Source organism: Shewanella pneumatophori (assembly GCF_023283895.1).
Classification (GTDB): Bacteria; Pseudomonadota; Gammaproteobacteria; order Enterobacterales; family Shewanellaceae; genus Shewanella; species Shewanella pneumatophori.
On the sequence record NZ_JAKILB010000005.1, the window covers coordinates 93,631 to 106,240 of the forward strand.

Here is a 12,610-nt window from a genome sequence, read left to right on the forward strand (position 1 = left end):
TGAGTGTCATTTACGGTATTTACAGACCGCGCTAATGATTCTTTAGTCCTGCTTTGACTGCATGTCGTCAGCTAGGTTCAGCATTTTTTTAAGTTATTTGTTTGCTAATTTTTCAAATAAAGCGGTTTACGATAATTAAATAGACCATCATCCAACATGTCTGATACGCCTAACGGGCCCGAGCCACCGAGTCCTTTAACTACAAAGTTCAGGTAGAAGCCGCTTTCAAATAGCTCTCGAGTATCCTGTACCGGATTATTTTCGTCAATATAATTGGTTTTGATGCGGTAATGATAACTCAAACGCACTGCCCAACAACATGATTCATATTGAAAGCCGGTATAGGTTTCTACGGCGCGACTTTCATTTAGATCATAATACCAGTTACCGACTAAATATAAGCTGTCGTTAATTGGCCATGCGCCGCGAAAGCCTAACTGCTTAATATCGACAGACTCATTAGTGTTGGTGTTCAGTAGATCCGGCACATAGCGGTAACTAGCTTGCAGCAACTTGTTTTCGCCTGGACGATAGTCGACAGTGACCTCACTCTTTTTATTTTCACTCTCTTTAGCATCGTATTGAATCGAACCACTTAAGAACCAGTCAGAATAAAGCTGAGTTGTTAACTCTGCGGCGATGGCTGAATTAGAGGTATTTTCTTGTACGAATGTGTCGCTAGTTCCATTAACATCGTTAAGACCGACGCGACTATCTTGTAGATAGACGATTTGACCTAAGCTGAACTTAAACACTTCGCGGTTTTGTTCATTAAACATTCTGGTTGTTAAACCCAGAGTGAATTGATTGGCATCGGCGATGCGGTCTAAACCTGAGAAGCGGCGCTCTCTAAACAGACCGTTATAGTCTTCTTGTAATAATGCTGTATCGTAAATACCTATGTTTGACTGGTCTTCATAACCGACATACAGGTACTGGAATTGAGGCTCTAATGTTTGTCGATAATTAGTGTCAAAATAATCAGTAAAACGCTCAAAGTTTATTTGGCCATGAATGCGCACTTGCGGCAAGGTACGATTCACTGTGTCATCGAGTTCTGATGTCATTAGATTTGAGCGATCATCTTGCCAGTAATTGGTTTGCAGTAGTTTAACTTCACTGGTTAGTGAACCTGCTGGACCATGAATTGGGTAAGAAATACTCGGCTCTAAATGTAAGCGGGTTGCAGTTGAGTACTCACTGTCTTGGTGCTCAAAGTTAGTCACTTCACTATTGAAATTAAAATCCAGTCCGTGCCAATAACTAGGCGCGCGGTAATTAAACGCAAATTGTGGCATAACTTGATAAGGTTTTTCGTCCTCACCGAGCACTTTAATATCTTGCACACGGGCGCTGACATCCCAGTTTTGCTCAAAATAAGCAACTTCACCAATGCGGGTTAATTGGTTATCTGTCGCGCGCTGCACATCAGAGCTTAAGTCGTTAAAGTAGTTGTTATCCGATACATCGGTATAGTTAGCCAGTACTCGCCAGTTTTTGTTAATGGCGCCGCTATGCTCCCAGTGATAGAGGTAACGGTCTGGGCTACCGAGTAATTTGTCGTCATCAGCTAAGTATTCTAGATTCAACTGGCCTTGCTGTTTTTCACCCGCTAAATATCTAAATTCAGTCTTGGTAAATAGGCCGCGAGCTGACATATAGTTTGGGGTAAAGGTTAAATCGTATTCAGGTGCAATATTCCAATAATAAGGCGTAGCAACCTCTACACCATTGGTAGTACTGGTGCTGAAACTTGGAAATAGGAAACCAGATTTGCGTTTGTCAGAGACTGGAATTGTCATGTAAGGCACATACATAACAGGCACACCACCAATTTTGATCTTAGCGTCCCAAATCTCGCCCCACTCTTCAGTACTGTCAATTTTGATACGGTCAGCTTCTAACAGCCACGCCGGATCATCACCAGGACAAGTGGTAAAGTTTGTTCCAGCGAGTAGTAGATTGTTTTCTTGGGTGATCTCTAATGTTTCAGCATCACCATGGATCTGCTGCCCATGCAGCCAATATTTAGCGCCACTTAATACAGCGCTATTGCTGCGCATTTTAGCTACCAATGAACTTGCTGTGACGGTAAACATTTCGTCTTGAAAGACTAAGTTGCCGTTAGCTTCTAGTTCTTCAGCTTCTTGATTCAGAATCGCTTCATCTGCGGCAACATTACGTCCGCCTTGGCTAAAGTTCACATTGCCTGAAAATGTTGCTTGTTTGCCCATTTGCGCATCTGAACGGTCAGAGCTAATGTAGATGCGGGCTAAATCCTCAGGGGTATTGAGCTCATAAAGCGGCACATAAGGCTTTACTGGAGGTACAACTACGCATTGTGCGCCAGATGTGGTCACAGTTTCGGTTTCGTCTGCTAAGACTAATTGGGGAAGCAGGCTCAAGGCCAGAAAATAACGGATCTGCATCTTAGGTCAATTAATTATGATTTCTTAGTCTGGACAGTGAAAGAGGAGAAAAGTTGACCCTTACCTGGGCAACTCAGCCAAATAAATTTTTTCAATTGCTTAGCTGTTTCCATTTTGTCGTTATAATAAAGCAATTTCTTCTTAAGAGCCATGAGGTGCCCTTGTCAGATCCTAGATTTCTTCAGTTAAATGCATGGCTAAACCAGTATTTTAATGTAAATGTCTCGCCACAGTTGATATCTGGCGATGCGAGCTTTAGGCGCTACTTTAGAGTTTTTGTCGATGACTTGTCATATATTGTAGTCGATTCACCGCCTAACCTTATCGATATTGCACCGTTTATTCAATTGGCGGACAGTTATTCACGTCAAGGTATTGCTGTGCCAAAGGTGATAGCAAGCGACCAGCCTTTAGGGATTATGCTGCTAAGTGACTTAGGTGATGTGCAGCTATTGTCGGTGTTAAACGAGCAAAGCTTACAAAAGTATTATTCTGAGGCATTGGTTTTACTGACTGATATTGCAAAAGTCACAACGACAAGTGCAGGCCCTTTACCCAACTACGATAAAGCTTTTGTTGAACGTGAGTTAGAGATCTTTTGTGAATGGTTAGCTATACATCATTTAGGCTTACCGGCAGAAGAAGTCAAAAGCCGCACCACTAAAGCCTTTAAGATATTAACCGATAGTGCGCTATCACAACCTCAAGCTGGTATGCACAGAGATTACCATAGCCGTAATCTAATGCTTCAAGATGGTCAGTTAAAAGTTATCGACTTTCAAGACGCCGTTATAGGGCCTGTGACTTACGACGCGGTGTCTTTACTACGTGACTGCTATATTCGCTGGCCTGACTCCGATGTTGAGAGGCTTATGCTGCAGCACTATAAACAGTGCATTGCGAATAAACTCATTCCCGCAGAGACTAGCATTGAGCAATACCAGCGCTGGTTTGATCTTATGGGAATACAGCGTCATGTAAAAGCAGTCGGTATTTTTGCCAGACTAAATTATCGTGACAATAAACCTGCTTATATGGCAGACATTCCGTTGACGCTTGAATATATCCGCGATATAGCAGGCAGATATGTAGAGTTAAAGGCATTTTCTGTGTGGATCGCAGAAGACATAATTCCGGCGATAAATGCACTAAACAACTCGATTTAAATATCTAATTTAAATAAAAGGCATGCAATGAAAGCAATGATCTTAGCGGCGGGGCGCGGAGAGCGTTTACGGCCATTGACTGATTCAATCCCTAAGCCTTTAGTCCCAGTTGCTGGCAAGCCATTAATTGTGTATCACATTGAAAAACTCGCAGCAGCTGGTATTTCAGAGATAGTGATCAACCATGCTTGGCTCGGACATAAGCTAGTTGACACGCTAGGCGATGGCAGTCAGTGGCAAGTTAATATCCAATACAGTGCAGAGGACTCAGCACTAGAGACGGGCGGCGGGATCAAGCAAGCGCTAAACTTTTTAGGTAATGAACCTTTTTTGGTTATCAATGGTGATATTTTTATTGACCAGTTACCAGAGATTAAGCCACTGATGCCTAATATGTTAGCTCACCTATGGTTAGTTAATAACCCTAGTCAGCATCCTGAAGGTGACTTTGCCTTAAGCCAAGGGCTTGTCGCTGAGCAAGGCTCGACAAAGCTAACATTTTCGGGAATGGGCATTTACCATCCACAATTATTTAATGATACGCCAGAAGGTGCATTTGCATTAGCACCACTATTACGACAAGCCATGAAAACTAAACAAGTTAGTGGCAATCATTTTGATCATTTTTGGTGTGATGTCGGTACAATACAGCGGCATACACAAATTGAAGCTCGAGAAAGTAAAAAGGTTAGATAATGCGTATTTGGGGTAAGGTTTTCGGTTTTATTATCGGTTTTATGTTCGGACGTCTCGGCGGCGCGATTTTAGGGCTTTGGCTGGGGCATATGTATGACCGCAAATTCGGTAAAAGTGCTGGCATAAGCAATAGTGGTAAGCGTCAGGCGTTATTTTTTAATACCACATTTGCAGTAATGGGCCACGTTGCTAAAGCGTCTGGTCATGTCACTGAAAATGATATTCGCATGGCGAGCTCTTTAATGGACCAGCTTAATTTAAGTGGCCAAGCGCGCGCAGATGCACAAGCAGCATTTCGTGAAGGTAAAGAGTCTGACTTTGACCTTAATGCCTGTTTAAAGACCTTTAGAATTATCTCAATGGGACGTAAAGAAGTGCTACAGATGTTTTTGGAGATCCAAATTCAAACGGCACTATCTGATGCTCAATTAGATCAAAAAGAACGATCTATTTTATCGACTGTGGCCAAAGAGCTCGGCTTTAGTCAGCAGCAACTCGACGATTTGCTTGCAAGATGGCAAGCCGAATTTAATTTCCACCGTAGCGGCGGCGCTGGTCATCAAACATCAATTAAAGATGCTTATGAGGTGCTTGGCATGTCAGAGTCTAATTCAGACCAAGATATCAAGCGCGCCTATAGAAAGTTGATGAATGAACATCATCCAGACAAATTAGTGGCGAAAGGATTACCGGCTGAAATGATGGAACTTGCCAAGACAAAAGCGCAAGATATTCAAGCGGCTTATGATAGAGTCAAAGGTGAAAGAGGTATGCGCTAACTTAGCCAACAATGGCTAGGAATAATTATAGGGACATTATATGAAACCAAGTATTGCGGTATTAATGACTTCATTGTGTGCTCTTCCTGCAACTGCTGAAGTTTATGTGGCTCCGTTTGCAGGTTATAGTTTTGCCGCGAGTGAGTTTGATATCTCAAACTCCGCTTCGGCAGACACAGGTCAAGGCAAGATTGCTGAATCTGAAAACTACGGCGTAATGCTTGGGATCACCACTAAAGACCCTGGTAGTGTTTATTTACTTTATAGTCATCAAGCTACAGATTTAAAAGGTGCGGGTAATTTTAGCCCCGAAATTATCACCTCTATGGATGTTGATTACTTTCATGTCGGTGGCACGCTTTACTTTCCTACTCAAGTTCTTAATCCCTATGTCACTACTAGCCTTGGTTTAACCAGTATGCGTCCGGGTGGCGGTTATTCAACTGAAACACGCTTTTCAATGGCGATTGGTGGTGGTTTTGAATATCAAGTTACCCAGTCATTAGCGCTATTTGCCGAAGTTAAAGGTTACGCCACCTTTGTAAACGCTGATAACGCTCTTTTTTGCGATGGTTCGGGCTGCATCTGGAATATTCAATCAGACATCATGTGGCAAGGTCAGGCGAATATTGGCGCCAGTTTAAAATTTTAGGAATACCTATATGAAGATAGTGGTACTTGACGGTTATACACTTAATCCAGGCGATTTAGACTGGCAGCCGTTAACTGCACTTGGTGAACTCTCGGTTTATGAGCGTAGCGATGCCAATGACATATTGTCGCGAGGCCAAGATGCAGAAGTTATCTTCACTAACAAAACGCCTCTAGATGAGTCGCTGTTAAGGCAATTACCTAAGTTAAAATACATAGGTATTTTAGCTACAGGCACGAATGTTGTTGACTTAGCTGCAGCTGAAAAGCTTGGCATTATAGTGACGAACGTACCAGCCTATGGTCCTGATGCTGTGGCACAAATGGTATTTGCACATATTCTTCATGCAACGCAGCAAGTTGCGCAGCACTCAGCTGCTGTGAAAAGTGGCCAATGGAGTCAGTCTGCCGATTTTTGTTTTACCTTGTCACCGCTGCAATCGCTCAAAGGAAAAACCATAGGTTTAATCGGCTTTGGTGATATAGCCAAAGTAGTAGCACAAATCGCATTGGCTTTTGGTATGCAAGTGCGGGTAAACACTCGAAATTCTGAGGTGCAATTACCGCTAGGTTGCAGCTGGGTAGAGCGAGATGAGCTTTTTGCACAGTCTGACATTATTTCACTGCATTGCCCGTTAACAGCTGATACTCAAGAGCTGATTAATGCCAGTACGCTTGATTGCATGAAACCATCTGCAATATTGATTAATACCGCTCGAGGTGGCTTAGTTGATGAGCAAGCACTAGCAAATGCGCTAAATTCAGATCTGCTTGCTTTTGCTGGAGTCGATGTTTTATCGAGTGAACCGCCAGCAGCTGATAATCCTCTGCTTAGCGCTAAAAATATCAGCATCTCTCCACATAATGCATGGGCAACGATTGAAGCAAGGCAAAATTTACTTAATATCGCTGTCGATAACTTAAGTTGTTTTATAAAGGGAGAGATTAAACACCGCGTCAACTAGTGCTTTGGTGTTTAAAACCGCTTTTATAATTACCACGCTTATGCCACTAATATTTCAAATCTGCAGCTTGAAGTCATAAAAAGAGCCCACCTAACAAGGTGGGTTTTTGTTTTACATAATAACTTTAATCTTGCTTGCTGCGTTTAGCGCTTTTTGGACTGCTTTGTCTAGGTTCAGATCTCTTGCTAGCGCAACACCTAAGCGTCTTTGTCCATCAATTTCAGGTTTGGCAAATAAGCGAACTTGAGTGTCAGGCTCAACTAACGCCTCAGCCACACCGGTAAACTGAATATTGTTTGAAGTGCCGTTAGCTAAAATAACCGCTGAAGCACTTGGACCATGCTGGGCAATATTACTAATGGGTAGACCTAAAATTGCGCGTACATGTAAGGCAAATTCTGACAAATCTTGGCTGATTAATGTGACCATGCCGGTGTCATGTGGTCTTGGTGAGACTTCAGAGAAATAAACCTCATCGCCTTTGATAAATAGCTCAACACCAAATAGACCATAACCGCCTAGAGCTTCAACGACTTTTTTACCAATAGCTTGTGATTTTTGTAAAACCGTTACCGACATTGCTTGCGGTTGCCACGATTCACGATAATCACCGTCTTCTTGACGATGGCCAATAGCATCACAGAAATGAATGCCATTGACAGCACTAATTGTTAGCAGGGTAATTTCATAATCAAAGGCAACAAAGCCCTCAACGATCACTCGGCCTTTACCAGCGCGGCCACCTTCTTGGGCATATTGCCAAGCAGATAGAATTTGATCCTGAGAGCGAATAACGCTTTGGCCTTTACCAGACGAGCTCATCACAGGCTTAACAACACAAGGTAAGCCAATTGTCGCGACCGCATCGTTAAATTCAGCTTCTGTGTCGCAGAAAAAGTATGGCGATGTAGGAATATCCAGAGTTTCAGCGGCTAAACGGCGTATACCTTCACGATCCATCGTTAGTTGAGTCGCTTTTGCTGTTGGCACAACATTAACGCCTTCAGCTTCTACTTCAACAAGGGTTTGGGTGGCAATGGCTTCTAATTCTGGAATAACTAGATCTGGCTTTTCAAGTGCAATAACCGCTTTAAGCGCTTCAGCATCTAGCATATTTATCACGTGCGAGCGGTGAGCGATTTGCATTGCTGGTGCGTTGGGGTAACGGTCAACACCAATCACCTCAATACCAAAGCGTTGTAGTTCAATGGCGACTTCTTTACCTAACTCACCACAACCAAGCAACATGGCCCGTTTAGCGTTAGGAGATAATGCAGTACCTATCATTTGTGTACCTTTTATTTTGTAGGGGATTTTTGTTTATCGCAGCGGCTAATTTTGCAGACGCTGCAATATTTGAAAGCATCTTTGGCTTTCAATTGTTATTTGCGCTTAGTGTAACGTGCACTGAAAGCTTGTTAGTGATAATTACTAACAAGTGTGCGTGAGATCACTAAAAGACGATGGCTCGAAAGATAATTAATGTTTGGTTTTTAATCAAAAAAATAGATTTTAACCGTAAATATTGCCAATATGTTGCTAGGATGTTTTGGGCTCGATTGCCGAGTCCCTTTTATAAAGGGAGAGCACTGTGTTTCTAGATTATTTTGCATTAGGCATTATCTTTTTCGTGGCTATCTTTATCTTCTACGGAGTGATTGCGATTCATGATATACCCTATGAAATTGCTAAAAAGCGCAACCACCCCCAGCAAGATGCCTTGCATATAGCAGGCTGGGTAAGCTTATTTACACTACATGCTATTTGGCCTTTTTTATGGATTTGGGCAACGCTGTACCGTGAAGACAGAGGTTGGGGTTTCCAGGAGGTCGTAGAAAAAGAGCAATTACTGGAAAGCGAGGTTAAAGGCTTAACTGAATCTGTGAGGAAGTTAGAACAAAAATTGGCTGCAATGGAAGCGATGAATAACAGCGGAGCTGACGATAATGCTCATACAGCAAACAACTCAGAGCCTAAAGTGGCTGTCACTGCTAGCCCTGAGAATACCTTAAAAGATCCAACCGGCGAGCCTTCCGACAATAACCAAGCAGATAAGGTAGAGGTGTAATATGGATTTACTATTAGTTCTAACCTATACCGCAGTGTGTATCGCTATCTTTAAGATCTTTAAAATTCCATTGACTAAATGGACTGTACCTACCGCAATTCTTGGGGGGATCTTCATCGTTGGCGCATTGATTTTGCTGATGAATTACAACCACCCTTATACGCCTTTTGCGAAAGAATATTTTGTAACTACCCCAATCAACCCCGCGGTAAGAGGTGTAGTGACAACAGTTGAGGTTGAGCCAAATACGCCGATTAAAAAGGGCGATGTATTATTTAGAATTGACCCAACTCCATTTCAAGCCATTGTCAAACAAAAGCGTGCCGCACTCGTGGCTGCCGAGCTTGAAGTGCCACAACTCGAAGCCGCATGGGAAACCGCAAAGGCTGCGGTTACAAGAGCAACGGCAGATAGAGATAGAACTAAATCGGCGTTTGAGCGCTATGAAAAAGGCCGTAAACGTGGTGGTGCAAATTCACCGTTTACAGAGCTTGAGTTAGATAATAAGCGTCAACTCTATCTTGCATCTGAAGCGCAGTTAACTGCGGCAAGTGCTGAAGAGTTGAGAGTGAGATTAGCCTTTGAGTCTAATGTCGATGGCGTCAATACCAAAGTTGCCGGTATTCAAGGTGAACTTGAAAAAGCGGAGTTTGACTTAAAGCAAACCGTGGTTAGGGCGCCTGCTGATGGAATGGTGACACAAATGGCGCTACGCCCAGGGATAGTTGCAGTGCCTATGCCACTAAGACCGTTACTCAGCTTTATTCCTGATGAAGAAAGGGTATTTGTTGGCGCATTTTGGCAAAACTCATTATTGCGTTTACAAGAGGGCGATGAGGCTGAAGTGATTTTAGACGGTGCGCCAGGTCAGGTATTTAAAGGTAAGGTGGCTAAGGTACTGCCTGCAATGGCAGAAGGTGAAATTCAATCTTCGGGGGCTTTGGTGTCTTCAAATCGTTTAATGGTGCGCGGCCGCGCATTAGTATTAATCAAGCTTGAAGATCATGAGGTAAGAACACGCTTCCCTGCAGGGGTTTCAGGTCACGCCGCTATTTACACTGAGCACTTTTCTCATGTATCGATAATGCGTAAAGTCTTACTAAGAATGCAGGGCTGGCTCAATTACTTATTCCATTAATTTATGTGGGTAAATAAGGTGTTATAAGCTAAATCAGATACAAAACTTATAACTTTGATATAAAGGGGGCGCAAGCCCCCTTTTGCTTCATTAGTAACTTGTTCAAGCTGTTTAAGGACCAAACATGCAAGATATTCAAGATCTCACTGCAGTACTGCGCTCAAATACCCCCATTGTTGTAATCGAAACGTATGAAGAGTACCGCGTGATAGAGTTACTAAAAAAGGTATCTAATATTCTGTTTCAACCTCTATTTAGTTGGAGCGTCACAGAGTGGCTAATGCGAGTCGATAGTGGGCTTGGACGACAAAAGTTCAATGCTGAGCCGGGCGATATTCTTGGGCAAATAAAGTCGACACGAGAGCGGGGCATATATGTGCTTTGTGATTTTCACCCTTTTGTTGAAGATGCACCTAAAAATGTGCGTTTACTTAAAGAGATCGCGCTGGAATATGAATCATTAAAACATACCCTTGTATTGGTGAGTCATGAGTTCAGTATTCCGCCTGAAATTAAGCATTACTGCGCTCACTTTAGATTGTCATTGCCCAATAGCACCCAACTACTGAATTTAATTTATGAGCAAGTCGATAAAGTGCGTAGTGAAGGGGTTATGCTTAATGTTGATGATACTGCAGTGGCAAAGCTTGCTGAAAACCTTCGCGGGGTAACATTTGATGACGCCCGTCGTTTAGCGCATAAAGCCATTGTAGATGATGGCGCGATAACACATTCAGATATCGATACAATTAATCGGGCTAAGTTTGAATTGCTTGATATGCAGGGCGTATTGCAATTTGAATATGACACTAGTGATTTTTCTCAAGTGGCGGGACTGCAAAACCTCAAGCAGTGGTTAGCTCATAGAGCGCCCATAACTGCGCCGCAAGCGATTGTGGACAAGCCTAAAGGCGTATTACTGCTTGGCGTGCAAGGTAGCGGTAAAAGCTTAGCAGCTAAAGCGGTAGCCGGTATGTGGCACCGACCTTTACTTAAGATGGATATGGCAGCGCTTTATAATAAGTACATAGGTGAAACTGAGAAGAATTTGGCAAAGGCACTAGAGTTGGCGGATTTGATGGCGCCATGTGTGTTATGGATAGATGAAATAGAGAAGGGCTTGAGCAGCGGCAGTAGTGATGACGGTACGTCAAAACGCATTTTAGGTACGATTTTAACTTGGATGGCTGAGCGTAAATCAGATGTGTTCTTAGTCGCTACGGCTAATGATATTAGTGCTCTTCCGCCAGAGTTAATGCGTAAAGGGCGCATGGATGAAATCTTCTTTGTTGATTTACCAGGCGCTGAAGTTAGGCAGACTATTTTTGAAATCCATTTAAAGCGTCGTCAACTTGCACTTAACTTATTTGATCTTCAGCAGTTGGCTACTGTGAGCCATGGGTTCTCTGGAGCCGAAATTGAACAAGCGGTGATCTCAGCCGTTTATACGGCGAAAGCATCACAACTTGAGGTTAATCAAACAGTTTTACATCAAGAGATTATGAAAACCCAACCACTGTCTGTAGTTATGCGTGAGCAGTTGCAATCATTACGACATTGGGCGGAAGAGCGTACGGTCAGCGCGCATTGATATATCGTTTTAGGCTAAGGTGTTAACTGTGTAAATTTGGCTGCTAGCAATTTGACTAGCAGCTAGTTCGCAACGTAATAACTAGTCGGCTGTTTTTTGTGGTGGAAACTGAGCCAGAATTTTTGCCACAGTAGCATTGGTTTCCTCTGCTTTTGCTTGGCCACCATCATCAAAGGTGAACTTGTCAGAGCCTCGCCAAACAAGTTTATTGGTTTCTGGATCAATAATATCAATTTGAATCGTTTGAATTTTAGCTGTGTCACTGCCAACCGGTACATCGACACTAGTGCCAATACTTGCACCACCAGAGCTGCCCCAAGAGCCTGTACCTAAGCCAATTGAAAAGCCAGAGTCTTTGGGTTTATCTTCCACTTTAAAACCGTAAGTAACATTAAAGTCTGGATTTGTATCTTGCTTAACAAAGCCTTGATTAGCTAGGGCTGTTTCAATGGCGAGTTGAATTCGACTGGCACTTAGAGGGTCATTATTGGCTGGTGGTGTTACCTGAGAAAAGCTTTTTAAGCTGGCAAAATCGTAGTTAAGATCGTAATCATTCTTAGGTGTTGAGCTGCAAGCACTGAGTAATACTAGCGGCAGAGATAATAGGGTGAGCAATAGCTTACGTTGTAACTTTTTCAGTTGTAACTTATTCATAATATTGGACCTCTGCCGTAGCTGACATTCCTGGATGCAAGATTGCCAGCTAAAATTTGAGTAATCGTGATGATAAATAACTGTATTTATTTTAGCCTTTTATTGTCAAGATGGTATATGTTTAACCTATGGAGCAGTTAGAGTTTTTTGAGATCCCCAGTCCTTGTATTGGTGTGTGTCAAAGTGATGCAAGAGGCTACTGTAAGGGATGTTTACGTAATCGCGATGAGCGTTTTAATTGGCTCGAGTTTAGCGATGCGCAGAAAAATAATGTGATTCGTTTATGTAAGCAGCGTAAACGAAGACGTCAGCTCGCTTTTCTTAAAGCAAAAAAAGCGCAGATCCTCGATGAAAGAGCAAAAATTAATGCAAACTTAGATTTTGAAGCTGAATCTAATAAGTGACTACTCAGTAAACTCGGCATCAACTGTCTGCAGCACGAGTCTGCTTCTAAAATAATTTTTGAGCAGCTA

General features: G+C 42.7%; 12 protein-coding genes. 9 read left to right on the plus strand and 3 right to left on the minus strand.

The features are described from left to right. Positions 1–104: 104 nt before the first annotated feature. The gene (gene lptD, locus L2740_RS09230; RefSeq protein ID WP_248949807.1) at positions 105–2,429 is read right to left on the minus strand and encodes an LPS assembly protein LptD; all 2,325 of its coding nucleotides are present in this window, start codon (positions 2,427–2,429) and stop codon (positions 105–107) included. A 155-nt stretch (positions 2,430–2,584) separates the two neighbouring features. Between lptD and L2740_RS09235 the strand changes: the two genes are divergently transcribed. The 5 genes from L2740_RS09235 to L2740_RS09255 are packed head-to-tail and all read left to right on the plus strand — an operon-like array spanning position 2,585 to position 6,686. Further along, positions 2,585–3,595 carry an aminoglycoside phosphotransferase family protein gene (locus L2740_RS09235; RefSeq protein ID WP_248949809.1) on the plus strand — a complete coding sequence of 337 codons (1,011 nt, stop codon included), beginning with the start codon at positions 2,585–2,587 and terminating at the stop codon, positions 3,593–3,595. Positions 3,596–3,622: 27 nt separating this feature from the next. Further along, on the plus strand, positions 3,623–4,291 hold the full coding sequence (gene murU, locus L2740_RS09240) for an N-acetylmuramate alpha-1-phosphate uridylyltransferase MurU (RefSeq protein WP_248949810.1): 669 nt from the start codon (positions 3,623–3,625) through the stop codon (positions 4,289–4,291). Next, the gene (djlA, locus tag L2740_RS09245) at positions 4,291–5,070 is read left to right on the plus strand and encodes a co-chaperone DjlA (RefSeq protein WP_275974136.1); all 780 of its coding nucleotides are present in this window, start codon (positions 4,291–4,293) and stop codon (positions 5,068–5,070) included. The genes murU and djlA overlap by 1 nt, the downstream gene beginning before the upstream one ends. A gap of 40 nt (positions 5,071–5,110) precedes the next feature. Continuing rightward, on the plus strand, positions 5,111–5,722 hold the full coding sequence (locus tag L2740_RS09250; protein ID WP_248949811.1) for an outer membrane beta-barrel protein: 612 nt from the start codon (positions 5,111–5,113) through the stop codon (positions 5,720–5,722). 10 nt (positions 5,723–5,732) lie between these two features. Then, positions 5,733–6,686 (plus strand): D-2-hydroxyacid dehydrogenase, encoded by a 954-nt coding sequence (locus tag L2740_RS09255; RefSeq protein WP_248949812.1) that lies wholly within the window; start codon positions 5,733–5,735, stop codon positions 6,684–6,686. 111 nt (positions 6,687–6,797) lie between these two features. Here L2740_RS09255 and purT read toward each other — a convergent pair whose 3' ends face one another. Continuing rightward, a complete protein-coding gene (gene purT, locus L2740_RS09260; RefSeq protein ID WP_248949813.1) occupies positions 6,798–7,973 on the minus strand; it encodes a formate-dependent phosphoribosylglycinamide formyltransferase in 1,176 nt (391 codons plus the stop codon). Between the two features lie 304 nt (positions 7,974–8,277). On the opposite strand from purT, the gene L2740_RS09265 reads away from it, so the two are divergent. The 3 genes from L2740_RS09265 (at position 8,278) to L2740_RS09275 (ending at position 11,483) form a co-directional block, all read left to right on the plus strand. After that, positions 8,278–8,754, plus strand: a complete 477-nt coding sequence (locus tag L2740_RS09265) for a DUF3302 domain-containing protein (RefSeq protein WP_420833521.1) — start codon at positions 8,278–8,280, stop codon at positions 8,752–8,754. Position 8,755: 1 nt separating this feature from the next. Beyond that, the gene (locus L2740_RS09270) at positions 8,756–9,892 is read left to right on the plus strand and encodes an HlyD family secretion protein (RefSeq protein ID WP_248949815.1); all 1,137 of its coding nucleotides are present in this window, start codon (positions 8,756–8,758) and stop codon (positions 9,890–9,892) included. Between the two features lie 124 nt (positions 9,893–10,016). After that, positions 10,017–11,483 (plus strand): AAA family ATPase, encoded by a 1,467-nt coding sequence (locus tag L2740_RS09275; protein WP_248949816.1) that lies wholly within the window; start codon positions 10,017–10,019, stop codon positions 11,481–11,483. An 81-nt stretch (positions 11,484–11,564) separates the two neighbouring features. On the opposite strand, the gene L2740_RS09280 is transcribed toward L2740_RS09275, so the two are convergent. Then, a complete protein-coding gene (locus L2740_RS09280) occupies positions 11,565–12,137 on the minus strand; it encodes a DUF4136 domain-containing protein (RefSeq protein ID WP_248949818.1) in 573 nt (190 codons plus the stop codon). Between the two features lie 128 nt (positions 12,138–12,265). On the opposite strand from L2740_RS09280, the gene L2740_RS09285 reads away from it, so the two are divergent. Continuing rightward, positions 12,266–12,541, plus strand: coding sequence for a DUF1289 domain-containing protein (locus L2740_RS09285; RefSeq protein WP_248949821.1), 276 nt, complete (start codon positions 12,266–12,268; stop codon positions 12,539–12,541). Positions 12,542–12,610: the final 69 nt, after the last annotated feature.

What these genes read in the sequence shown, in the direction of transcription:
- L2740_RS09270 (WP_248949815.1), top strand. Translation starts at nt 8,756, where the DNA reads ATGGATTTACTATTAGTTCTAACCTATACCGCAGTGTGTATCGCTATC.
- lptD (WP_248949807.1), bottom strand. Translation starts at nt 2,429, where the DNA reads ATGCAGATCCGTTATTTTCTGGCCTTGAGCCTGCTTCCCCAATTAGTC.
- L2740_RS09285 (WP_248949821.1), top strand. Translation starts at nt 12,266, where the DNA reads ATGGAGCAGTTAGAGTTTTTTGAGATCCCCAGTCCTTGTATTGGTGTG.
- L2740_RS09275 (WP_248949816.1), top strand. Translation starts at nt 10,017, where the DNA reads ATGCAAGATATTCAAGATCTCACTGCAGTACTGCGCTCAAATACCCCC.
- purT (WP_248949813.1), bottom strand. Translation starts at nt 7,973, where the DNA reads ATGATAGGTACTGCATTATCTCCTAACGCTAAACGGGCCATGTTGCTT.
- L2740_RS09280 (WP_248949818.1), bottom strand. Translation starts at nt 12,137, where the DNA reads ATGAATAAGTTACAACTGAAAAAGTTACAACGTAAGCTATTGCTCACC.
- L2740_RS09250 (WP_248949811.1), top strand. Translation starts at nt 5,111, where the DNA reads ATGAAACCAAGTATTGCGGTATTAATGACTTCATTGTGTGCTCTTCCT.
- L2740_RS09255 (WP_248949812.1), top strand. Translation starts at nt 5,733, where the DNA reads ATGAAGATAGTGGTACTTGACGGTTATACACTTAATCCAGGCGATTTA.
- djlA (WP_275974136.1), top strand. Translation starts at nt 4,291, where the DNA reads ATGCGTATTTGGGGTAAGGTTTTCGGTTTTATTATCGGTTTTATGTTC.
- murU (WP_248949810.1), top strand. Translation starts at nt 3,623, where the DNA reads ATGAAAGCAATGATCTTAGCGGCGGGGCGCGGAGAGCGTTTACGGCCA.